Raw genomic sequence first — 22,709 nt, forward strand, 5'->3', positions numbered from 1 at the left:
CAGAACTCACCCATCCCGACGGCCTGCCGGACGGCGGCGCGCCAAGCCGCCGTCCGGCGGTGCCGGACCCGCAAGGAGGCAGTCGTGACAGCGATCGGCGTCGGCATCACCGGGGAGATCGAGTCCTTGCAGGTCCACCCGGAGGACCCAGGCTCCCTCGTCGGCCCCAGCGCCAAGGGCGACGGCGGCGGGCTCGTCGAGGACGTGCCGAGCCGCAATGACCTCTTCGTGGCGCTTGCCGGCCCTGTGGGCCGTGCGGGTCCCGTCGTCCCGCGCACCCGGGAATCCGCGCTGTCCCGTTCCCTGCTCGAACCCTTCGCCTCCTCCAGGAGCTGACCACCACCATGACCACCCATGCGATACCCACCCCGACCGGCGTGCCGGCCCAGGGAGTCGACCTCCCGGGCCATTTCCCCAAGGTCTTCCTCGCACCCGATCCCTCCGTGGAGATCGGCGCGTACCTCACACAGCACCGGGCGGCCGTCCGCGCCGCCCTCGTCGAGCGCGGCGCGGTCCTGCTGCGCGGCTTCGCGGTCGACGGCGTGGACGGTTTCAACGGCTCGGTGCACGCCCTGTCGGGCACCCCGCCGCTGACCTACGCGGAACGCTCCTCGCCGCGCTCCACCATCAAGGGGCAGGTGTACACCTCGACCGACTACCCGGCGGACGAGGAGATCTTCCTGCACAACGAGAACTCGTATCAGTCGGTCTGGCCGCAGACCCTGTACTTCTTCTGCATCGAGCCCGCCCACACGCTCGGCGCCACTCCGCTCGCCGACATCCGCGCCGTCCACGCGGCCATCGACCCCGACGTGCGGGAGGAGTTCACCCGGCGCCGCTGGCGTGTGGTGCGCAACTTCCACGAGGACTTCGGGGTGCCGTGGCAGCAGGCGTTCAACACCGACGACAAGGACCGGGTCGCCGCGTACTGCGCGGAGAAGGGCATCGGCGTGGAGTGGACCGCGGGCGGGCTGCGCACCACAGCGGTGCGCGACGCGGTGCACCGGCACCCGGTGACGGGGGAGAGCGTGTGGTTCAACCACATCACGTTCTTCCACGTCAGCACGGTCGCCCCCGATGTGCGCGACGGACTCCTGGAGATCTTCGCGCCCGAGGACCTGCCCACCAACTCCTACTACGGGGACGGGGCGCCGATCCCCGACGATGTCGTCGCACATCTGCGCCAGTGCTACCGGGACGCGAGCACCCGCTTCGACTGGCAGCGGCACGACGTGCTGGTCGTCGACAACATGCTGGCCGCGCACGCCCGTGAGCCCTTCACCGGCCCGCGCAAGATCGCCGTGGCGATGGCCGAGCCGTCCGACGCCTGACGCCACGGGGCGCCCCCCCCGACACGGATCCGCCGCCGTACCGTTGTCAGGTACGGCGGCGGACTCATGCGCTCCCCGGGGGATTCAGAAGCGCATGCCTGTGCTCGCCGCGGCACGCGCACCGACCTGCGCGACGAGGAGATCGAGGGTCGCGGGCGCCAGGCGGGGGCGTGGACGCCGCGCGTGATAGACGAACGCCGGCGGCAGATTGCCCCACACCGTGCGGCCCGGCACCACCTCTTCGAAGGACGAGCCGAGCATGCGCCGGAAGCGCCGGGCGGACGACAGGTACGTCGCGTGCACATAGCCGAAGGTCGTGAACGCCCCCTGCGGTGCGAGCGACCGGCGTACGGAGTCGAGCGTCGTGCGCTGCGTCGTGAGGTCCAGGCTGGCCCAGGGCAGCCCGCTGATGACGGCGCCCGCCGCACCCAGCCCGCACTCGGCGAGCAGCCGCGGCAGAGCGGCCGCCTCGTCGTTCAGGACCTGCACGCGCGGGAAGCGCTCGGCGAGCGACGACGCGAGCCGGGGGTTGATCTCCACGGCCAGGTGATGGCCGCGACCGCCGAGGAGCTCCTGGATCAGTCCGGTGAACGCCCCGGTGCCGGGCCCGAGTTCGACGACCACCGGGTCGCCGGACTCGGGCACGGGCAGGGTCACCTCGGTGGCCAGCCGGCGCGAACTGGGAGCCATGGCACCGACCTCCCGGGGACTGCGCAGGAACTCTCTGAACAACGACCCGGGTGCGGCGGTCTCACTCGTCAACTTCTGTGCCTCTCGGGCTCGTAGGGATCGGTGGATCGGCCGGTACGTCCGCGGCGGGACTACTCGCGCATGCCCGCCAGCTCCACCGGCCGGGTGCGCAGGGCGAACGACGCGGGCAGGGTGGCCGCGAGGACCGCGAGGAAGGCGCTCGCGGCGATCACCGCGCCCACCGTAGGCCATGGCACGACGATCGTGGAGCGCACGTCGAGCAGGCCGAGGGCGGTGCGGACGCCGAGCAGGTTCACCGCCGAGACGGCGGCGCCGAGCACCGCGCCGACCACCACGACCATCACCGACTCGACGGCGACCAGGCGCAGCACCTGGAGCTTCGTCGCGCCCGTCAGGCGCAGCGCGGCGAGGTCGCGGACCCGGTCCGTGGTCGCCATGACCAGCGTGTTGGCCAGCGCGATGCCCGTGTAGACCAGGGCGATGGCCAGGATCATCAGCAGGCCGAGCCGGGTGGACTCGCTGGAGCGCGGGTAGTGCGCGTCGATCCACTGCCCGGCGCCGAGCACCTCGACGCCACTCGCCGCGCCCGCCGCGCGCAGCCGCCGGTCGACGGCGGCCCGGTCCGCGTCGGCGGCGACCTTGATGTCGACGCGGTCGACGCCCGCGCCGGCGGCGTTGCGCTCGGTGAGGTACACGCCGTTGTTGCCGGTGCCGACCCCGAGGACCGCGGCGATCCTGAGGTTCGCCTTGCGGCCGTCGCCCAGCCAGACGGGCACCCGGTCGCCGACGCGCGTGGTCAGCCATTCCTCGTTGACGACGATGCTGTCGTCATCGAGGTCGGTCAGCTTTCCCGCCACGACGGGGAGCTGTGACACCGCGGACAGGTCCGTGCCGCTGCCGACGGCGCGGGCCTCGGAGCGCACGAGGGCGGTGCCCTCCTCCAGGACGGTCACCCCGGTCGAACGGGACGTGCTGACCGTGACGCCGGGGACGGCACGAGCCGCCCGGACGAAGTCGGCGGGCAGCGCCCGGCCCGCGTCGCCCGACGAGGCCACGTAGTCGGCCCGCGTCTGGGCGCGGGCCTCGGCGGCCTTGGCCTCGTTGATGGTGGCGGTCGTGCCCATCAGGGAGCAGGCGAGCGCCACGGTGATGATGACCGGCGCCGCCACGGCCGCCGTCCGGCGCACTCCCGCCGCCGCGTTCTCCCGCGCCAGCATGCCCACGGCGCCCGGCAGCCGGGCGGGCAGCCAGGTCAGCAGCCGGGTCAGCGGCCGTACCAGAAGCGGCGCGAGCAGGGCCATCGCCACGATGAGCAGCATCGGCTGGGTGATGTACGTCTTGCGCTTCAGCACGTCGCCGGGGTCGTCCACCAGCGCCGTCACCAGCAGGCCGAGGCCCGTGAGCAGCACGGCGGCGGCCACCAGGAGGCGGCTCCACGGCATCGTGCCGCTGTCGACGGCGGACTCCCGCAGCGCCGCCGTCGGGCCGGTGCGGCCCGCACGGAAGGACGCCACGACGACGCCGCACAGGGCCACCGTCAGGCCGGTCCAGAAGGCGACATGGAGCGGCCAGGCCTGCTCACCGATCCGGAACCAGGCCGGGGCGAGGCCCTGCCCCGACATCCACGAGGCGAGCCGCGGCGCGGCCCACCGGCCCAGCCAGCACCCCGCGCCCGATGCGAGCACCCCGATCACCAGGGCCTCCGCGTAGACCATGCGCCGCACCTGACCGGGTGTCGCGCCCGCCATCCGCAGGAGTCCGAACTCCCGCCTGCGCTGCGCCACCGCGAAGGTGAAGGTCGAGGCGACCACGAACACCGACACGAACGCGGTGATGCCGGCCGCGGTGCCGAGCAGGGCGTTCACGGAGACCAGGGCCTCCTTGTCGCGGTCCGGGTCGGGGTCGGCGCGCCGCCGGTCGTCGCCGGTGAGGACGGTCATGCCCGAGCCGGTACCGAGCGCCGCGCGGACGGCGGCCGGGTCGGCGTCCACCGTCACCCGGTCGATCCGCGGTGACAGGCGCGCGGCCTCGGCGGCGGTGAAGAACACCGCCGACTCGAAGCCGGCCGCCGGCACCGTGCCGACCACGGTGCGGGTGGCGGCGTCCTCGGGCGTGGTCACCTGGATCCGGTCCCCGGTGCGCACCTGCGCGGCGGGCCCGGTCGTGACGACGACTTCGCCGGGCGCTGAGGGGGCGCGTCCGGAGGTGAGACGGTACGGCGTGGCCGCGGCGACGGCCCACGAGTGGCCCACGAGCGCGGTGTCCGCACCGAACCGCCGGTCCGCGTCCGGCACCGAGACCGGGAACGTACGGTCCGCGGCGACGGGGCCCACCGTGGCCAGCCTGTCCGCCAGCTTCTCCGGCACCGCGGGGGGGTTGGACAGCGTCGACGTCCGCACCCCGATCGGGGTGTCGGCCTTCACCTCGTCGGTGCCCTGCACCACGACCCGCGCCTCGGCGAACCGTTCGGTGCCCCGCTCCGGCGCGTCGAACGTCGCCGCGAGCGCGAGGCCCGTGGTGGCGATGAGGCCGACGCCGAGCGCGAGCGCGATGAACGAACCGACGAACGTGACCCAGCGGGCGCGCATCCCGCGCAGCGCGAGACTCAGCACGACGCCACCGCCGAGGCCTTCGACGGGACGGCGCTCAGGGCGGTCATCCGCTGGGCGACCTGCTCCGCCGTCGGCGTGTGCAGCTCGCCCTGGACCGTGCCGTCGGCGAGGAAGAGCACCCGGTCCGCGTAGGAGGCGGCGACCGGGTCGTGCGTCACCATGATCACCGTCTGGCCGCGGTCGACCATCCCCCGCAGCAGCGTCAGCACCTCGCGGCTCGTGGTGGAGTCCAGGGCGCCCGTCGGCTCGTCGCCGAACAGCACCTCCGGCTTGGTGACCAGGGCGCGGGCGAGCGCCACACGCTGCTGCTGGCCGCCCGACATCTCACTGGGCCGGTGCCCGGCGCGCTCGCGCAGGCCGACCTTCTCCAGGACGCTCAGGACCTCGGACCGCCTGGGGCGGCGGCCGGCGAGCCGCAGCGGCAGTCCGACGTTCTGCTCGGCGGTCAGCGCGGGCAGCAGGTTGAAGGCCTGGAAGACGAATCCGATGCGCCGCCGGCGCAGCAATGTCAGCTTCTTCTCGCTCAGCCGGGTCAGATCGGTCTCCCCGAGGAAGACCTGGCCCCCGGTCGGCCGGTCGAGCCCCGCGGTGCACTGCAACAGGGTCGACTTGCCGGAGCCCGAGGGGCCCATGACGGCGGTGAAGGTACCCCGAGGGATGTCGAGACTGACCTGGTCGAGGGCGGTGACCGCGTTGTCGCCGGTCCCGTAGGACCGGGTCACGGAGCGGAGCCGGACGGCTGCTTGATTCATGGTGTCCACTCAATCGGGCCCGCTCGACGGTGACATCGCAGCGGGACGGAGTCTTGGGGGTGGAGGTAGCTCCACCCTCCTGTGCACGATGGCTGCACCCGGCACGGAAAGGGCAGAGCGCGGGGCTGCAGGAACCTGCACCGGCAGCGTCCTGCCCGCGCCGTCCCCGCCCGTGGGCCCGGGCGCGACGGATCATGGCGGGGCAGGGTCCCGTCAGGGGCCGACGACAGGGCGAGGGTGGATTCGTATGGGTGTCGCAGGAGCAGGGGGCGTTGTGGGGGCGGGGATCAGGAGCCGCTGGTTCCGGCGCTACCCGGCCACGGACGGGAGCGTCCGGCTGCGCCTCGTCGGCTTCCCGCACGCGGGCGGCACGGCGACCCTCTTCCACGGCTGGGCGGCCCGCCTCCCGCGCGGCGTGGAACTGCTCGCCACCCAGTACCCCGGCCGTCAGGAGCGCCTCGCCGAGCCCTGTGCCGAGTCCATGGAGGAGCTCGCCGACCGCATCACCGACGCCCTGGAGGACGTCCTCGGGCCCGGACTCGGCGCCCCTCTCGCCCTGTTCGGGCACAGCCTCGGCTCCGCCGTCGCCTACGAGGTGGCGCGCCGCCTCGACGAGCGGCACGGCATCGTGCCCGAGCGCGTCGTCGTCTCCGGGCGCGGCGCCCCGCACACCGAACGCGGCGGCGCTCTCCACCTCCTCGACGACGACAGCCTGATCGCCTCGGCCCGAGGCCTCGGGGACCTCGGCTCCGCCGTCTACGACGACCCCGACCTGCGCCCGCTGCTGCTGCCCTCGCTGCGCGGCGACTTCCGCCTCATCGAGTCCTACCGGCCCGCCGAGCCGGCGCCCCTGCGCGCCCCCATCACCGCGGTCGGCGGGGTGGACGACCCGGGCTGCTCCCTGGCCGACCTGCTGTCCTGGCGTCCCCTGACCACGTCCACGTACGAGCACCAGGTCTTTCCCGGCGACCACTTCTACCTCGTACCGAACGAGGCGCAACTCCTGACGTATCTCAACCAGCGGTGGTGAGCGCGGCGTTCGCCTGGGCCTTCCTGCTGCTGAGGTACGAGAGCAGCATCGGCAGGGAGCTGGTCAGCAGCAGCACGGCGCCGCCGGCGGCGAGCACCCCCGAGCCGCCCCACTTCTGCCAGGAGCCGCCCGCGAGCAGCCCGACCGCGACACAACCGGGCGCCCACAGCAGGCTGCCGAGCAGGGACAGGCCCAGGAAGCGGGTCCAGGGCACGCCGACGGCGCCGCACATCACCGGCACCAGCGTGCGCAGCACCGCGTTGAACCGGCCGAGCAGCACCGCCCGCGCGCTGTAGGCGCCGACGGTGTGCAGCGCCGCGCGGTAGCCGGGCGAGCCGGTCACCCGGGCCGGCAGGTTCGCGGCGAGCCTGAGGCCCCACCGGCGCCCCACCAGATGACCGATCACATTGCCCGCCAGCGCGCCGAGCACCGCCATCGCGATCGCGGCGGGCAGCGGCAGCGCGCCGTGGTGCGCGAGGACGCCGCTCGCCATCAAGGCGGTCTGCGAAGGGAACAGCATGCCGAGCAGAGGGAGCGCGGGCTCCGCCATGGGAAGCAGGAAGACGATCAGCAGCGTCAGCCACACGGGCACAGCCGCCAACTGTTCCTGGATCCAGCCCATTTCGGTCCTCTCGCAGTGCCGTCGCCCCGTCGTCCGGAGCCCTTACAGCAGACCGCGCGGGGGCACTCCGGCACATCGCAGCTGGGCCCAGTCCTGTCCGGTAGCCGGTGCCCACCCCGATGGTGGAGCTAGCTGGGTGGTCCGGGCCGGAAAGGTCTCATAACGTGCGGCGCATGCACCCCCCGACGATCTGGACCCGGCTCCATCTGCGCCACTACGTACGCAGCGGCTGGCCCTGGCGCGCGGCGCTGTACCTGCTCAGCAGCGCGGTCCTCGGCATCATCACCCTGCTCACGCTCGTGCTGCTCGCCGTCGCGGGCAGCGTGCTGATCGTGGTCGTCGTCGGCCTTCCGCTGCTGCTCGTGCTCGTCCTCACCGGGGTGCCGCTGGCCTCGGTCGAGCGCCGCCGGCTGCGTCTGATCGACAGCGAGCCGCTCGCCGATCCGCACCGCGAACCCGACCGCACCGGACTGACCGCCTGGCTGCGTACCCGGCTCCAGGAACGCGCCACCTGGCGCGAGCTGGGCTACGCGGTGCTCTTCGGCTTCCTGCTGTGGCCCCTCGAAGCGCTGGTCGTGGGCTCCGTCCTCCTGGTGTGCGGCGGGCTGCTCGCGGTGCCGGTGATGCTGGCGGTCGACGGCGAGGAGGCACGGGTCCTCAAGATGTGGATCGTGGACAGCTGGCCCGGGGCGTTCGGGGCGGCGCTGGCCGGGCTGTTGCTGCTGCCCGTCTTCGCCTACCCGCTCGGCGCGATCGCCGCGGGCCGGGCCGCCCTGACCCGCTTCCTGCTGGCCTCGCCGACCGGCGAACTGAATTCGAAGATCAAGGAGCTGGGCCGCTCCCGCGTCCGTCTCGTGGACGCCTTCGAGGCGGAGCGGCGCCGCATCGAGCGCGATCTGCACGACGGGGCGCAGCAGCGGCTCGTCGCCCTGTCCATGACCCTCGGCCTGGCCCGCCTCGACGCGTCGGACGGGCCGCTCGGCCCGCTGCTCGCCAAGGCGCAGGACGAGGCGGCCACCGCCCTCGTCGAGATCAGGGAGCTGATCCGCGGCATCCACCCCCAAGTCCTCACCGACAGAGGCCTGGTGGCGGCCGTGGAGGATCTCGCGGACCGCTCGACGATCCCCGTCGACGTGGATCTCGACCTGCCGGTCCGGCCCCCGGAGGCGATCGAGACGGCCGTGTACTTCGCGGTCAGCGAGGCCCTCGCCAACGTCGCCAAGCACAGCGGCGCGAGCAGGGCCGTGGTACGGGGTGGTCTGGACGGGGGGCAGCTGACCGTGGAGGTCGAGGACGACGGTCACGGGGGCGCGGACACCGGGCGGGGGACGGGCCTGCAGGGCGTCGCCGATCGCGTCTCGGTCCTCGACGGCCGCCTGCTGGTGTCCTCCCCGCCCGGCGGACCCACCGTGTTCCGCCTGCTGGTACCCTGCTCAACCGCCTGATCCGACCGCATGATTGAGGAACTGATGCTGCGCATCGTGCTGGCCGAGGACAGTGTCCTGCTCCGCGAAGGACTCGTCGGCCTCATGGAGCGCTTCGGGCACCAGGTGGTCGCAGCGGTGGGTGCCGCGGACGAGCTCACCGAGGCGGTCGCCGCGCACGAACCCGACATCGTGGTGACCGACGTACGGATGCCGCCCGGCTTCTCCGACGAGGGCCTGCGTGCCGCCATCGCCCTGCGCCGCCGCCGGCCCGGACTGCCGATCCTGGTCCTCAGCCAGTACATCCAGCGGTCCTACGCCGAGGACCTGCTCGACTCCTCCGACGGCACCGGCGTGGGCTATCTCCTCAAGGAACGGATCGGCCACGTCGAGGAGTTCGTCGACGCGGTGCACCGGGTCGCGGAGGGCGGCACCGTCGTCGACCCCGAGGTGGTGCGCCAGCTGATCAGGCACCGGCGCGACCCGCTGGCCCGGCTCACCGCGCGGGAGCAGGAGGTGCTGGCGCTGATGGCGGAGGGCAAGTCCAACGCGTCGATCGCCGCGGCCATGGTGGTGAGCGAGGGCACCGTCAGCAAGCACTTCGGCTCCATCCTCACCAAGCTCGACCTCTCCCTCGACGACACGACCAACCGCCGCGTCCTCGCTGTCCTCGCGTATCTGCGCGGCCGGCCCGGGGACACCGCTTAGGCCCGCTTGGGCCGCTTGGACGGCGCCCCCTGGGCCGCCCAGGCCCGCTGGGCCGCCTAGGCCGGCTGGGCTGCTTGGGCTGCTGGGCTCCCTGGGTCGCTTGGGCCGCCCAGGCCCGCTGGGCCGCTTCGGCGGCCTGGGCCCGCAGGGTCGCCTAGGCCGGCTGGGTCGCTTGGGCTGTTTGGGCTGCGGGGCTCCCTGGGGCGCTTGGGCCGCCCAGGCCCGCTGGGCCGCTTTGGCGGCCTGGGCCCGCTGGGCCGCTTGGGCTGCTGGGCTCCCTGGGCTGCTTGAGCTGCTGGGCTCCCTGGGTCGCTTGGGCCGCCTAGGTCCCCTGGGCCCTTGGGACGCCTGGGCCCCCTGGGTCGCCTAGGCCCGCTGGCTCCTTGGGGCGGCCCCAGGCGCCCCAGGCGCCCCAGGCGCCCGCCCCAGGCGCCCCAGGCGCCCCGGGCCGCGTGGGGCCGGCCCGGGCCGCCGGGACCGTCTAGACCGTCAGCAGGCCGCGCTGCGCCGCGACGGCCCCGAGCTGGAAGCGGCTGCGAGCGCCCAGCTTGGTCATCAGCTCGGCGGTGATCCGCCGGCTCGTGCGAACGGAGACCCCGAGCTTGCGGGCGATCACCTCGTCGGTGAGCCCGCCCGCCATGAGGCCGAGCACCGCGCTCTCCTCGTCGCTCAGCTCCCGCGCCCGGCCCTGCGGCCGTTCCTGGCCGAACTGGGACGCCTGCCGCCACACTTGCTCGAACAGGGCGCGCAGCGCGGCCACCGGCCCAGGGCTCGACAGCAGCAACACACCCCGGTCGGGCTGGTCCGGGTCGAGCGGCACCAGGGCCTTGCTCCGGTCCCAGATCACCATCCTGAGCGGGAGCTGCGGCGCGGTCCTGACCTGCCCGCCCTGGTCGCTCAGCCACTGCGCGTACTCGGTGGTCGGCCGGTCGTTGCGGATGCTGTGCGCGTAGACGCACCGCACCTGCACGGACCGCTCCAGAAGCATCCGGTCGAGCGGCCTCGCCGCGTGCAGCCGGTCGGCCGGCTGCGCACCGCCTGGCAGCAGCGCCTCGGCCTCCTCGCGGCACTCCTGGCTCACCTTTTCGATGCACGCCTGGATCGCATCGGGACCCTGGGCGAGTTGAACCGAGTCAATTTCTTCGGTACGGGCTCCGCGCCGGTATTCGGAGATGAGTTTTTCAGCCGCCAATTTACTCTCGGAGAGAGACAGCTGGAGTTTGAGCAATTCCCGCTCCTGGGACTGCACGAGCGACCTCAGGCCCAGTTCCGGATCGACCGCCCGCGCGCCTCCGCGGTGTTCCTGCGACGACTGCACCAGAGCCAGTTCGGCGAGCTCGCCGAGGGCCCCGGTGGCCCGGTCGAGCGGCCATCCGAGCTGCTCCGCCATGTCCTGCGGGCTCGCGCCCGGCTGTCTCAGCAGAGCGCGGTAGGCGCGTTCCGCATCCATCCCGACGCCGATCTCCTTGAGCACGCTGGTCCCCCTCCGCTGTCGACTTCGGAGCCGACCCTAGCCCGCGGTCATGTCGGCTCATTTTCTCCGGCCGGAGGCGGGAGAAATCGAGGAGAAATAGCGGCGATGATTCGCTGGGGTACGGTCTGTTCCAGCTGAAGAGTTCAGCGACGGAGGGGATTCCAGGACATGCAGAAGAAGACGGGTTTCGTCGTGTCGGTGCTCGGTGCGGTCGCGGTCAACATCGCGCTGATGAGCGGTACGGCCGGCGCTGACGACCTGCCCTGGACGGGCCCCGGCCCCAGCCCCAGCCCCGGCACCGCCGTGACGGACGTGACCTCCCTGGTGGACGGTGCGCTGGACGGGGCTCTGGGCGACGGCGACCTGCCCTGGACCAAGTAGTCGGGACAGGCCGGTGTCACCGGGTGGCCAGGAGGCGCTCGAGCGGCACCGGCCGGCCCTCGGCGGAGGCCTCGGCGACGACGTCGACGAGCCGGGCGGTGCGCTCCTGCCACGAGGACGCCGACAGCACGGTGAAGTCCTGATGGGCCCGCCGCAGCCGGTCCACCGCCGCGGTGTCGCCCCGCAGGGCCTCGGAGCAGGCCCGGTCGGTCTCGATGCGTGCCTGAAGGAACCGGTCCCCGACGTCCTCGGCGGCCGTGAACGCCTCGCCCAGGGTCGATTCAGCAGCGTCGTACAGCTCCTGGCGCCACTGGGCCTCGCCCAGCGCGCGCAACGCGTACGCCTCGCCGAGCCGGTCGCCCTGGGCCCGGGTGAGCTCGATGACCTCCTGGCAGGTCCCGATCACCTCGCGCAGAGCGCCGATGCGCAGATACGCCTCGGCGAGCCGGTAGACGTTCTGGGCCCGGCCGCGCACCGACCCGCTCTCGGCACTGGCCGTGATGGCCTGCCGGGTCAGCGCGATCCCGGTGTCGTTGTCACCGCGCTCCAGTTCGATCTGCGCCAGCAGGCCGAGGGCGTGCGCGGCGCTGACCGGGTCGTCGGTCTCCCGGAAGCGGGTGAGCGCGGCCCGGCAGTGTTCTGCCGCGCCGTCGAGGTCACCGCGGAAGCGGGCGCACAGGGCGAGATTGCGCAGCACCACCGCCCGCTCGTGCGGGTCGTCGGCCCGGTCGAGCAGTTCCATCGCGGAGGTCAGCAGGCCGTCGGCGTCCTGGTAGCGGCGCTGGTAGATGGCGAGCGAGCCGAGCGAGCGCAGCATGACGGTGGCGCCGAAGGCGTCGTCGGTCCGCCGGGCGCTCTCCAGGGCGCTCTGGGCGGCCTGCTGCCAGTCCTCCTGGTAGTTGCGCATCTCGAACAGCGGCATGGCGCGCGCGGTGAGTTCCCAGGCGTGGGCGGCGGCGTCGTGCCGTGCCGCCGCGCCCACCATGGCGAGGATGGTGCCCCGCTCCGACTCGAACCACTCCAGTGGGTCGGCGAGCAGCTCCGTGACCGCGTCCGCCGGCAGCTCGTGGGTGAGCCGGGCCGAATGACGTGGCAGGTGGCCGGCCCCGTAGAGGAGCTGGTGTGCGGAGCCGGCGAGCGTGAGCAGGGTGCCGTAGGCGCGCTCCAGGGCGTCCGCGCGATCCTGGGCGGAGTCCTCGTCGTGGGCGCGCTCCCAAGCGAAAAGACGAAGCAGCTCATGGAAGCGGAACCGGGCCGACGGTCCGCTCCGGGTCAGGCACAGTTCGAGGAGCTGGGCGTCCACGAGCTCTTCGAGCAGGTCCTCGGCCTTCATCAGGTTCACGTCGAGCACCGCGGCGCCCGCCCACGCGGCGAACCCCTCCACGGGGAGCAGCGCGAGGCGCCTGAACAGCACGGCCGCCTCGGGCGACAACTCCCGGTAGCTGAGCCAGAATCCGGCCCGCACCCCGCCGTCGGAGGGGCTGAGCACGTCGAGCCGGCCCGCTCCGTCCTCCAGGCGTGCGGCGAGCCGCTGCAGCGACCGGTAGGGGCGCGGGGTGAGCCGGCCGGCGGCGATGCGCAGGGCCAGCGGCAGATGCCCGCACAGCTCGGCGAGCCGCGCCGCGGCTTCGGGCTCGGCGGCGACCCGGTCCTGCCCGATCACGGTGGCGAGCATCCGGTCGGCCTCGTGCGCCGTCATCACGTTCAGCTGGATCTGGACCGCCCCGTAGTCGCTGGCCAGTTCGTCCAGCGGATCCCGGCTGGTGATCAGCACGATGCACCGGCCGCGCCCCGGCAACAGCGGCTGGATCTGCCGGAACGAGCGCACGTCGTCCAGGATGACGAGCAGTCTGCGATGGTTCAGCAGGGAGCGGTACAGCGCGGAGCGTTCCTGGAGCCCGGCCGGTATCTGCGCGCTGGACACGCCGAGCCCGCGGAGCGCCTGGTCGAGGACGGACAGGGACGACAGCGGCCGGTTGGACTTGTCATAGCCGTGTACGTCGATGAAGAGCTGCCCGTCGGGAAAGCGGTCGGCGACCCGGTTCGCCCAGTGCACGATCAGTGCGCTCTTGCCGATGCCGCTCACCCCGGTGACGACGGCCACCGCCGGCGCGGTCCCGTCCGCACTGCGGTGCAGCAGCGTTTCCAGCACCTCGATCTCCGGCTCGCGTCCGGTGAACGTGGACAGCGCGAGCGGAAGCTGGGCGGGAACGTGCGGGGCGGGGTCGGACGAGGCCGCGGACGGGGCGGTGGTGGCGGCGGCCTTGGCGGGCGCCGGCGCCTCGGAGCGCGGCTCGGAGTCGTCGGCGTCCTGCAGGACCCGGCGGTGCATCTCCTGCAGCACGGGCCCGGGTTCGATGCCGAGCTCGTCGACGAGGGCCCGGCGTCCTTCGCGGTAGACCTGCAGCGCCTCGGCCCGCCGGCCGGCCACGTGGTGGGCCTGCATGAGATGCGCCCGGGCCTGCTCGCGCAGCGGGTTCTCCTTGACCAGCGCCGCCAGTTGCGCGCTGACCTTCTGGTGGTGGCCGAGCCTCAGCTGGAGGGCCGCGTACTCCTCGCACAGATCGAGCCGGAACTCGGCCAGCTGACCGGAGACGTCGTCGATGTGCGCTCCGGAGAGGCCGTCGAGTGCGGGGCCCCGCCACAGGGCGAGAGCGTGCTCGAACAACTTGGCCGCTTCCTCGGCCTGTTCATTGTGAGCGGCCACCATTCGGGCTCTCGCCGCCGACTGGTTCAGGTCTTTCAGATCGATATAGCAGTGTGTGGAGTGAAGTATGTAGCCGGGGTGGCTCGTTTCGATCATTTCCGCGGGCACGGATGCCTCGCGGAAGATTCTTCGGAGCGCGGTAATGCAGATGGCGATTTGGTTCCGGGCGGTGGCCGGAGGGTCTCCCTGCCACACCGCCTCGGTGAGGCTGTCGACCGAGACGACCCGGTCGCAGGAAAGCAGCAAAGTGGCCAGAACTGATCGTTGACGTGCACTGCTGATCCGGATCGGTTCGTCCGCGACGGCTGCCTCGAGCGGTCCGAGCAGCTTGAACGACACCCTTTCGCGCACAGCGAATTCACACCCCCGTCGGCCATGCGACACCTTCTCGCCCCGTTGCCCCCATGCCTCACGCAGGGGGGAATTGGAAGGGCCGCACGTGCAATGATCGCGAAAAGGAAGGCGAAGTCAACTGCGTTCCGGACATGCCGGTTCGGCCCTTGTCCCGCTCAATTCACGGCATTGGTCCGCTTTGCGGTAGGCCCGCAACTGAAGGAAAGGGCACTGCGGTTGCCGCGGCCGTCTCACAGGTGTGGCTGCTCGGCCGAACCCCGGGCCGGACGGCAGCCGGCCCGGGGTTCTCGCGTGTCTCAGCGAGTGGTCTCACGCTCCACCGGGAGCCACAGTTCGGCGTCCGCCTCCTGGCCGTCGGGGGACAGGTGGGTGCGGAGGATCTCCGGGCCGGGGCGGGTGCGGTAGGGGTTGGACGGGAACCACTCGGTGAACACGTCCCGCCAGAGTTCCTGGATGGCCCGCGGGGCGGGCCCCGAAGTGGTGAAGACCGCCCAGGTGCCGGGCGCGACCGGCAGGGTGGTGGTGCCTTCGGGGGCCGCGGACGAGGCCGGGGCCGAAGTGATCACGCCGTGGTAGTAATCGAGTTCCGTGCCCTCCGCGCGGCTCGGGTCCAGATCGTCGCAGACCGCGACCGGGCCACGCGGTTCCTGGTCGGACAGCTTCTCCAACTGGTCCACCGCGGACTTGTCGAGGCCGCGGACGAAGTCGATGATCGCCTGGTTCGGGCCGGAGTGGATCAGGGGGATCCGGGTCTTGAAGCCCATGACGCTGAAGGCGGGGCGGTCGACGACGCGGTAATGCATGCTGCTGTTCCCTTCGACGGTGAGGCGGAAGGCCAACCGGGGCTGGGAGACGAGCGCGGCGCCGGTACGCCGGGCCTCGCCCGGGCCCACGCCGTGCATCGTGCGGAACGCCCGCGCGAACGCCTCGCCGGAGCCGTAGCCGTAGCGGATCGCGATCTCCAGGAGCGTCGCGTCCCCCGACAGCACCTCCGCGCCCGCGACCGTCAGCCGGCGGCGGCGGATGTACTCCGACAGCGGCATGCCGGCCAGCGCGGAGAACATCCGGCGCAGGTGGTACTCCGAGGTGCACGCCGTACGGGCCAGTCCCGTCACGTCGACACTGTCGCCGAGGTTCCGTTCGATCTGGTCCATCGCCTGGTTGAGCCGGTCCAGCACGTCCGGTCTCCTTCCTTTTCGTGCTCTCACGCTAGGCAGCGCGGGTCCTGCCGCACCCGACATCCTGTGCCCGCTCCGGTCGGGTGCCGCCCGGGTGCGGCCTGCGCTGAACGGCGTAGGCGAACCGCCGTCCGGCAGGCGTCTTTAAGGGGGCCCTACCGTGAACGGTTAGCATCGCCGGTCAGTCCGTCCGCTGCCGACCGGGACGAGGTGAGGACATGGGGGCGCCCCGGATCGCCGTCGCCGTGGTGACGATGGGCAACCGGCCCGACGAGGTCGACGCCCTGCTGGAGTCCGTGGCCAAGCAGGACGTTCCGCCCGAGCGGATCGTCGTCGTCGGCAACGGCTGTCCGCTGCCCGACTTCGCCCGGCGGCTGTCGCTGCCCGGCGAGGTCACCGCCGTCGAGCTCGACGAGAACCTCGGCTGCCCCGGCGGGCGCAACGCGGCCCTTGCCCGGCTGCGGGAGTTCGGGGACATCGACGTCGTGGTGGATCTGGACGACGACGGCCTGCTCGTCGACCCCGACGTGCTGCGCCGGGTACGGGATCTGTACGCCGCCGACGAGCGGCTCGGCATCGTCGGCTTCCGCATCGCCGACGAGCTCGGTGAGACGCAGCAGCGGCACGTGCCCCGGGTCGGCAACTCGGACCCCCTCCGGGGCGGTTACGTCACCGGCTTCCTCGGGGGCGGGCACGCCCTGCGGATGGCGATGCTCGACGAGGTCGGCGACTGGCCCGCCGAGTTCTTCTTCGCGCACGAGGAGACCGACCTCGCATGGCGCGCGGTGGATGCCGGCTGGCGGATCCTGTACGCACCTCAGCTGCTGCTCCGGCATCCGAAGACCTCGCCCGCCCGGCACGCCATCTACTACCGGGTGAACGCACGCAACCGGGTCTGGCTGGCCCGCCGCCGGCTGCCGCTCGCGCTCGTCCCCGTCCACCTGGGTGTGTGGGTGCTGCTCACCCTCGCCCGTAACCGGTCGGGCGCCGGGCTGCGTGCGTGGTTCGGCGGATTCGTGGAAGGCGTACGAGAGCCGGCGGGGGAGCGGCGGCCCATGCGGTGGCGGACGGTGTGGCGGCTCACCCGGCTGGGACGGCCGCCCGTCATCTGACGCCGACCGGCCGAGAAGGCGGTCAGGGCGCCGGAGAGGTTGAGTGGGCCCCGGCCGTTCACCTCCGCCGACCGGGACCCGGACCCGGCCGCGGCGGCGACACTCCCCCGAGTTGCGCGTCCAGACGCGCGCACCGCCGGGCCGGATCCGATGTAGTGATCACATCAGGCTTTGCCAACGGATCGCTGACATATGGCCAACGGTGCCCGCGCCGACCGCTACACCGGCGGTCTCGCCCGCCACCAGCGCGGGCTGCTGCTGCGGGAGCGGGGGCGGACCGAGACGGCGTACGAGGAGTGGCGCTCGGCGCTCGCGGCACTGGACGGAACGGACGAGCAGACGGTGGTCACGGAACTCCGCGAACCGCCGGCCCCGGCCGACTGACCAACCGGCCGGTGTCGGGGCGTCACTTGGCGTCCGCATAGCACTCCACCACCGCCGTAGTGAACGGAAACCTCACCGGCGTCTGGCCGAAGGTCAGTCGGCCGGCCAGGGACGCGGCCTCCTGGATCGCCGCGACGACTGTTGCCGCTTCCTCCTCGGGGCAGTGCACGATCACCTCGTCGTGCTGGAAGAAGACCAGCTCGGCCGCCAGCTCCGCGCAGGCCCTGCGCAGCGCGGCGAGCAGCAGCAACGCCCAGTCGGCGGCGCTGCCCTGGACGACGAAGTTGCGGGCGAAGCGGCCGCGGGCGCGGGCGTTGGTGGAGGCGTAGCCGGGCACCCAGGGGGCGGCGGTGTCGGAGTGGTCGTCGTCGGCGACGGGGATGCCGGCTTCTTCCGTCCCGTCGTCCGTCGCCCGGGCCGCGGGCGGGCAGGTCCGGCCGAGCCAGGTCCGCACGAGCCGGCCCTCCTGGCCGGCGCGGGCCGCGTCGTCGACGTACGCCACCGCCCTGGGGAAGCGGCGTCTGAGCGCGGCGAGGTTCTTCAGGCCGTCGCCGGAGGTCTGGCCGTAGACCGCGCCGAGCACGGCGAGTTTGGCCTGGTCGCGGTCGCCGGAGAAGGCGCGGTCGGAGACGGACTGGTACAGGTCGGTCTCCCGGCCGGCCACCTCCATCAGGCCCGGGTCGCGGGAGATCGCCGCGAGGACGCGCGGCTCCATCTGGTCGGCGTCGGCGACGACGAGCCGCCAGCCGGGGTCGGCGACCACGGCCCGCCGGATCACCTTGGGGATCTGGAGCCCGCCCCCGCCGTTGGTCACCCAGCGCCCGGTCACCGTCCCGCCGGCGAGGAACTCGGGTCTGAACCGCCCGTCGCGCACCCAGTCCTGGAGCCAGGACCAGCCGTGGGCGACCCAGATGCGGTACAGCTTCTTGTACTCGATCAGGGGCTTCACGGCCGGGTGGTCGATCGTCTCGATCTCCCAGCGGCGGGTCGAGGAGACCTTGATCCCGGCTTGGGCGAAGGCCTTGATCACGTCGGCCGGCAGGTCGGGCCGCACCCGGCGGCCGAAGGCGGTGGACACCTCGTCGGCCAGTTCGGCCAGACGGCGGGGCTCGCCGCGGCCCGCGTACCGTTCGCCCAGCAGGTCGTGCAGCAGCGCGCGGTGCGTGTCGGCGCGCCAGGGCAGCCCGGCGCGGTTCATCTCGGCGGCCACCAGCATGCCCGCCGACTCGGCCGCGGTGAGCAGCCGCATGCGGTCGGGGTGCTCGGCGCTCGCGTGCCGCCGCTGCTGTTCGGCGTAGACCGCGAGGAGGTCAGGCAGGGGGAGCGGGACGCCCCGCGGATCGAACAGGGAGGACTGCGAGCCCGGTTCGGCGGAGCGCTGGGGCGGATCGGGCGGTACGGGGCCGCCGCGCAGCCGGGCCAGGGCGGCCGCGGCCGAGCGTGGTTCCCCGTACCGCCCCTCGTGGCCGAGGAGGAGCGTCTCGGCGGCCTCGATGTCGTAGCACCGCTCGACTCGCACCCCCGTGGCGAGCAGGCGCGGGTAGACCTCGGCGGTGGACCGCCACACCCACCGCGTGACGCCGGGACGGCTCCGCACGGCCTCGGCGGGATCCGTCTCCCGCCGCACCGGCCCGGCGGGCAGCCCGTCCGGACCGAGGGGGGCGACGTCCACGCCACCGTCCTCGGCCGGAGCGAGTGCCCACCGGTCGGTCATGCCGTGAGTCTGACAGGGGGGTCTGACAACGCCCCTCGATCGCCTCCGGTCGCCGCCAGGGCGGTGTCACGCCTCGTCGAGCGTCTCCTTCTGCGCCTGCATGATCTTCTCCAGCACCGTCACGACGTACTGCTCGGTCCGCTCCTTGCCGATGCCGAGGCCGTTGAGGACGCCCTCGCCGTTCTCGTGCTCCAGCAGGGCCAGCAGGATGTGCTCGGTGCCGATGTAGTTGTGGCCGAGGCGCAGGGCCTCGCGGAAGGTGAGCTCCAGGACCTTCTTGGCGGCCTGGCCGTACGGCACGAGCTCCGGGGCCTCCTCGACGGCGGGCGGGAGCGCCGCCGTCGCCGCCTGGCGCACCGCGTCGAGGGAGACGCCCTGGACGACCATCGCCTTCGCGGCGAGACCGTCGGGCTCGGCCAGCAGACCGAGGACGAGGTGCTCGGGCAGGCCCTCGGCGTTGTGCGCGGCCTTGGCCGCGTTGTGCGAGGCCATCACCGTGTTGCGGGCGCGGGGCGTGTAGCGGTTGAAGCCCTGGCTCGGGTCGAGGTCGGCCGACTCCTTCGGCACGAAGCGCTTCTGCGCGGCCTGCCGGGTGACGCCCATGCTCTTGCCGATGTCCGTCCAGGAGGCGCCCGAGCGCCGGGCCTGGTCCACGAAGTGGCCGATCAGATGGTCGGCCACTTCACCGAGGTGATCGGCGGCGATCACAGCGTCCTGGAGCTGTTCGAGGGGTTCCTGGTGAACCTTCTTGATCGCCGCGATCAGGTCGTCGAGGCGTACGGATGACGTGATGCTGGGGTTCGTCGTCATAGTGTCAACCGTAGGTTGCGCCCCCATGGGTGTCAACCGAGAGTTGACACCCATGGGGCCTTCGACGGCTACTTCGGCGACGTCGCCGCCAACCGCACCGCCAGCCCCGTGAACACCGTCCCAGAGACGATGTTCAGCCAGCGGTTCACCCGGGCGCTGCGCCTGAGGAAGGACGCCAGCCGCCCGGCGAGCAGGCCCACGCTGCCGTCCCACAGGAAGCCCATCACGACGAGCGTGACGCCGAGCAGCAGCAACTGGCCCTGGACCTGCCCGAGTGACGGGTCCACGAACTGCGGCAGGAAGGCCACGTTGAAGAGGATCACCTTCGGGTTGAGCAGGTTGGTGATCGCGCCCTGCCAGAACGCCCGCCGCATCCCGGGCCCCACGGCGCCGGTTCCCTCCTCGCCCGGCACCGACCGGTCGCGGAACGCCTTCACCGCCAGAAAGAGCAGATAGGCCGCGCCCGCCCAGCGCAGCACGTGGTACAGCGTCGGCAACGCCGTGAACAGGGCCGACAGACCGAGAGCCGCCGCGACCGCGTGCACGAGCATCGCGCACGCCACCCCGAACGCGGCCATCACCCCGGCGGCGGGCCCGCCCCGTCCGCCCACCGCCACGATGAACATCAGGTCGGGACCGGGAGTGACGCAGAGCGCGAAGGCGGCGACGAGGAACGCCGCGTACAGAGACATGTCCACCATGCGGGCCATGCTCGAATCCCCGCCGGGCGAGGACGACCGAATTCCGGGGAGTGAGACGTACGAGGCCGTGGGTGCGGTGCCGGGCGGCCCGGGACGGCGTGGCACCATCGGCCCGTGAGTACGTCCCCCATCGTCGACCGCGCGTTCGAAGCGGCCCTGTACGCGACCGGCGAGACGGCCCTCGACACCGGTGCCTCCCTGCTCGCCTCCGACCCGGCGGCGGATGCCGAACTCGCCCGGCGCGGGGAGGAGTTCGTGGCGGCGTCCTGGCGGCGCGGCTGGCAGCCGGCCGACGTCGTACGGATCGTCCGGAGCGAGCTGGAGGACGTGCACGTGCTCCTCGTCGCCGCGCTGATCCGCGCGCAGGCACCCGGCGACCGTCCCCGCGGCCGCCGCTGGAGCGCGCAGCTCGCGGAACTCCCCGCCGACGCCCCGCCCCGCACCGACCGCTTCTCGCACGCCACCGCCGTGCTGGAGCTGTACCGCCTGCTGCTGCGGCTGCCCGCCCTCGAGGCCCTCGACGAGGCGCCCGGGGAGGCGCCCGGTGCGGCCAGGGCCGAGTCCCGCATGCTCACCCGCATCCGTGCCCTGCTCGCCAAGGCGGAGGCCACCGGGTTCCCGGAGGAGGCGGAGGCGCTCAGCGCCAAGGCGCAGGAGCTGATGGCCCGGCACAGCGTCGACGAGGCGCTGCTCGCGGCGCGGGCGCCCTCGCCCGACACCCCCGGCGCCTGCCGTATCGGTGTGGAACCGCCGTACGAGCAGGCCAAGGCGGTGCTGCTGGACGCCGTCGCCTCCGCCAACCACTGCCGGGCGGTGTGGAACGAACCCTTCGGCTTCTCCACCGTCGTCGGCTTCGAAACGGACCTGGAGGCGGTCGAACTCCTCTACACCTCGCTCCTCGTGCAGGCCACGACCGCGATGACGAAGGCGGAGGCCGCCCAGCGCGCCGGGGGCCGCAAGCGCACCAAGACGTTCCGGCAGTCCTTCCTCGCGGCCTACGCCCACCGCATCGGCACCCGGCTGGCGGACGTGGCCCAGGCCCAGGTGGCCGACGACCTGCTCCCGGTCCTCGCCTCCCGCGACGTCGCGGTCACCGGACGGCTGGACCGGATGTTCCCGGAGACGACCACGACCCGGCTGCGCGGGGTGCGCGACGCGGCGGGCTGGACGGAGGGCGCGCAGGCGGCGGACCGGGCCCAGGTCGGGCACCGGCCGCCGCTGCGCTGATCTGCCGTCAGTCGCCCGAGGACTCGAAGCCGCTCACCGAGGCCTCGGCCGCGCCGCTTTCCCCGTCCTTCCGGGCGACCTCTCCGTACGACCACGTCAGGGTGTGCGCGTCCTTGGTGGCGCCGGGCAGGGTGAAGGACGCCTTCCGCACCGGGAGACTCTTGGCGGAGCCCGCCTCGCCCCGGACGTAGGTGATGGTGAAGGACGTGGTGCCGCCCTTGCCGAGCGTGAGCGGCTGGGCCTTCACGGCCTGGTCCGGGGACACGGACGTCGTGCTGTCGTCGGCCATCAGGTCCACGCCGGGGTAGCCCTTCAGCGTGCACTGCGCGCCCTTGTTCGTGAGCGTCACGGTGACGGTGCCGGTGTCCCCGGCGGCCGGGGCGGCGCCGGCCCCGACCTTCACGCCCATGTCGCCGAGCGCGCAGGCCAAGGCTGCCGGCCGGTCCGCGTTCTTGACGTCGTCGGCGCCGGCCCCGTCGTCGTCGCAGGCGGTCAGCAGGAGCGTCCCGGCGAGGGCGGCGGCCAGGGCGAGGGGAGGAAGGGTGCGCATGGGGACCTCTGGTGCGTGATGGCGGTGAGCGGTTCCGATGGATGGATCATCTCGGACGGACGGGCCATCACGCACCCGGGCAGGCCGCCCTCCGGAGTCGCACTCCTACCCGAGTCCCGCCGTGGGCAGTCCGGTCGGCAGCTTGCCGCCCTCGCTCCTGGTGTACGTCTCCGCGCCGAGGCCGCCCTCCCACGTGACCTTCAGGCTGCTCTTGTCGAGGGAGTCGACCATGCCGGTCGTCCGGTCCTTGCTGCCGTCCGTGCACTTCAGGCGGATCATCCGCATCCCGGACTCCTCGCCGGCGGTGCCGCTGCACACGCTCCCGCCGGTGGCGAAGAGCGCGGCCTGCTTGCCGGTGATCACCAGGGCCACGGCCTTGCCGCCGGTCGTCGCGAGCCAGCTGCCCGCCAGCGTGGCGGAGCCGGAACCGGAACCGGAGCCGGAGTCGCCTGATCCGCCGCCGGTGTCGGCGGACGCCGAGGCGGACGGGGCCGGGCTGGACGCGGAGTCGTCCCCTGAGTCGCCGTCACTGCTGCACGCGGTCAGCGCGAGCGCCAGCCCCGCGGCCGCCGCCGCGACGCGCACGGCGTCCGAGCGGCGCCAGAACATCACCGAAGTCACTGCAAGCCCCCAACCTGTAGCCGGCCGACCCGGACGGAACCGGCCGACCCCTGTGCCGGAACGACCGAAGCAAGCTACCAGGGCCGGTCAAGAGCCCCGGGGGACGACCCCGCTCGGCTCGTACCGGCTGGCTGGCCTACGGGGCCCCCTGCGTCCTGGCTCTTACCAGGACGTCCGACCCATGGGGTGCCTCTCTGACGTCTGGCCGATGGGGCCCTCCCGCCCGCGAGGGGCGTCCCGGGCGTCCGGGCACCGGCGAGCAGGCGGCCCGGGTGGCACGGGTCCGCCCGGGGCGGCTGGGGTGCT

The 22,709-nt window shown here is 72.9% G+C and carries 20 protein-coding genes and 1 pseudogene; 9 read left to right on the forward strand and 12 right to left on the reverse strand.

Features of this window, described 5'->3' with window-relative positions:
• Positions 1-84: 84 nt before the first annotated feature.
• Together ACZ58V_RS36630 and ACZ58V_RS36635 are read left to right on the forward strand one after the other, a co-directional pair.
• Positions 85-336 carry a hypothetical protein gene (locus ACZ58V_RS36630; RefSeq protein ID WP_468192637.1) on the forward strand — a complete coding sequence of 84 codons (252 nt, stop codon included), beginning with the start codon at positions 85-87 and terminating at the stop codon, positions 334-336.
• Between the two features lie 8 nt (positions 337-344).
• Positions 345-1,331 carry a TauD/TfdA family dioxygenase gene (locus tag ACZ58V_RS36635; RefSeq protein ID WP_471295505.1) on the forward strand — a complete coding sequence of 329 codons (987 nt, stop codon included), beginning with the start codon at positions 345-347 and terminating at the stop codon, positions 1,329-1,331.
• An 84-nt stretch (positions 1,332-1,415) separates the two neighbouring features.
• Here ACZ58V_RS36635 and ACZ58V_RS36640 read toward each other — a convergent pair whose 3' ends face one another.
• The 3 genes from ACZ58V_RS36640 to ACZ58V_RS36650 form a co-directional block, all read right to left on the reverse strand.
• Positions 1,416-2,021, reverse strand: coding sequence for a class I SAM-dependent methyltransferase (locus ACZ58V_RS36640; protein WP_468192634.1), 606 nt, complete (start codon positions 2,019-2,021; stop codon positions 1,416-1,418).
• 131 nt (positions 2,022-2,152) lie between these two features.
• Positions 2,153-4,654 carry an ABC transporter permease gene (locus tag ACZ58V_RS36645; protein WP_471295507.1) on the reverse strand — a complete coding sequence of 834 codons (2,502 nt, stop codon included), beginning with the start codon at positions 4,652-4,654 and terminating at the stop codon, positions 2,153-2,155.
• Positions 4,648-5,406 (reverse strand): ABC transporter ATP-binding protein, encoded by a 759-nt coding sequence (locus tag ACZ58V_RS36650; RefSeq protein WP_468192632.1) that lies wholly within the window; start codon positions 5,404-5,406, stop codon positions 4,648-4,650. The genes ACZ58V_RS36645 and ACZ58V_RS36650 overlap by 7 nt, the downstream gene beginning before the upstream one ends.
• A 247-nt stretch (positions 5,407-5,653) precedes the next feature.
• Here ACZ58V_RS36650 and ACZ58V_RS36655 point away from each other — a divergent pair, with 247 nt between their 5' ends.
• Entirely contained in the window at positions 5,654-6,436 is a 783-nt protein-coding gene (locus ACZ58V_RS36655; RefSeq protein ID WP_468192630.1) for a thioesterase II family protein, read from the forward strand.
• Here the strand turns inward: ACZ58V_RS36655 and ACZ58V_RS36660 are convergent.
• A complete protein-coding gene (locus tag ACZ58V_RS36660; RefSeq protein ID WP_468192628.1) occupies positions 6,420-7,058 on the reverse strand; it encodes a DedA family protein in 639 nt (212 codons plus the stop codon). The two genes, ACZ58V_RS36655 and ACZ58V_RS36660, sit on opposite strands and share 17 nt — an antisense overlap.
• Positions 7,059-7,231: 173 nt before the next feature.
• On the opposite strand from ACZ58V_RS36660, the gene ACZ58V_RS36665 reads away from it, so the two are divergent.
• Together ACZ58V_RS36665 and ACZ58V_RS36670 are read left to right on the forward strand one after the other, a co-directional pair.
• A complete protein-coding gene (locus ACZ58V_RS36665) occupies positions 7,232-8,503 on the forward strand; it encodes a sensor histidine kinase (RefSeq protein ID WP_468192627.1) in 1,272 nt (423 codons plus the stop codon).
• A gap of 24 nt (positions 8,504-8,527) precedes the next feature.
• A complete protein-coding gene (locus tag ACZ58V_RS36670) occupies positions 8,528-9,190 on the forward strand; it encodes a response regulator transcription factor (protein ID WP_468193020.1) in 663 nt (220 codons plus the stop codon).
• Between the two features lie 481 nt (positions 9,191-9,671).
• Here the strand turns inward: ACZ58V_RS36670 and ACZ58V_RS36675 are convergent, their stop codons facing one another.
• Complete coding sequence (locus ACZ58V_RS36675; RefSeq protein ID WP_468192626.1) at positions 9,672-10,664, reverse strand: LuxR C-terminal-related transcriptional regulator; 993 nt, start codon at positions 10,662-10,664, stop codon at positions 9,672-9,674.
• A gap of 168 nt (positions 10,665-10,832) precedes the next feature.
• Here ACZ58V_RS36675 and ACZ58V_RS36680 point away from each other — a divergent pair, with 168 nt between their 5' ends.
• The gene (locus ACZ58V_RS36680; protein WP_468192624.1) at positions 10,833-11,045 is read left to right on the forward strand and encodes a hypothetical protein; all 213 of its coding nucleotides are present in this window, start codon (positions 10,833-10,835) and stop codon (positions 11,043-11,045) included.
• A gap of 16 nt (positions 11,046-11,061) precedes the next feature.
• On the opposite strand, the gene ACZ58V_RS36685 is transcribed toward ACZ58V_RS36680, so the two are convergent.
• Both ACZ58V_RS36685 and ACZ58V_RS36690 read right to left on the reverse strand, forming a co-directional pair.
• The gene (locus ACZ58V_RS36685) at positions 11,062-14,136 is read right to left on the reverse strand and encodes an AfsR/SARP family transcriptional regulator (protein ID WP_471295514.1); all 3,075 of its coding nucleotides are present in this window, start codon (positions 14,134-14,136) and stop codon (positions 11,062-11,064) included.
• 266 nt (positions 14,137-14,402) lie between these two features.
• A complete protein-coding gene (locus ACZ58V_RS36690; RefSeq protein WP_468192623.1) occupies positions 14,403-15,284 on the reverse strand; it encodes an AraC family transcriptional regulator in 882 nt (293 codons plus the stop codon).
• A gap of 218 nt (positions 15,285-15,502) precedes the next feature.
• Between ACZ58V_RS36690 and ACZ58V_RS36695 the strand changes: the two genes are divergently transcribed.
• Together ACZ58V_RS36695 and ACZ58V_RS36700 are read left to right on the forward strand one after the other, a co-directional pair.
• Positions 15,503-16,396, forward strand: a complete 894-nt coding sequence (locus ACZ58V_RS36695) for a glycosyltransferase family 2 protein (RefSeq protein ID WP_471295517.1) — start codon at positions 15,503-15,505, stop codon at positions 16,394-16,396.
• A gap of 204 nt (positions 16,397-16,600) precedes the next feature.
• Positions 16,601-16,780, forward strand: a pseudogene (locus ACZ58V_RS36700) (hypothetical protein); the annotation flags it as partial.
• A gap of 22 nt (positions 16,781-16,802) precedes the next feature.
• Here the strand turns inward: ACZ58V_RS36700 and ACZ58V_RS36705 are convergent.
• From ACZ58V_RS36705 to ACZ58V_RS36715, 3 genes are all read right to left on the reverse strand, one after another.
• On the reverse strand, positions 16,803-18,494 hold the full coding sequence (locus ACZ58V_RS36705) for a bifunctional 3'-5' exonuclease/DNA polymerase (RefSeq protein WP_471295519.1): 1,692 nt from the start codon (positions 18,492-18,494) through the stop codon (positions 16,803-16,805).
• A gap of 66 nt (positions 18,495-18,560) precedes the next feature.
• Positions 18,561-19,304 (reverse strand): Clp protease N-terminal domain-containing protein, encoded by a 744-nt coding sequence (locus tag ACZ58V_RS36710; protein WP_468192619.1) that lies wholly within the window; start codon positions 19,302-19,304, stop codon positions 18,561-18,563.
• A gap of 68 nt (positions 19,305-19,372) precedes the next feature.
• Complete coding sequence (locus ACZ58V_RS36715; protein WP_468192618.1) at positions 19,373-20,005, reverse strand: LysE family translocator; 633 nt, start codon at positions 20,003-20,005, stop codon at positions 19,373-19,375.
• A 114-nt stretch (positions 20,006-20,119) separates the two neighbouring features.
• On the opposite strand from ACZ58V_RS36715, the gene ACZ58V_RS36720 reads away from it, so the two are divergent.
• Entirely contained in the window at positions 20,120-21,232 is a 1,113-nt protein-coding gene (locus tag ACZ58V_RS36720) for a DUF2786 domain-containing protein (protein WP_468192617.1), read from the forward strand.
• Between the two features lie 7 nt (positions 21,233-21,239).
• On the opposite strand, the gene ACZ58V_RS36725 is transcribed toward ACZ58V_RS36720, so the two are convergent.
• Positions 21,240-21,782 (reverse strand): DUF4232 domain-containing protein, encoded by a 543-nt coding sequence (locus ACZ58V_RS36725; RefSeq protein WP_471295522.1) that lies wholly within the window; start codon positions 21,780-21,782, stop codon positions 21,240-21,242.
• Positions 21,783-21,887: 105 nt separating this feature from the next.
• Positions 21,888-22,391, reverse strand: coding sequence for a hypothetical protein (locus ACZ58V_RS36730; RefSeq protein WP_471295674.1), 504 nt, complete (start codon positions 22,389-22,391; stop codon positions 21,888-21,890).
• Positions 22,392-22,709 lie beyond the last annotated feature (318 nt).

It is taken from the genome of Streptomyces sp. NPDC040589 (assembly GCF_055594445.1).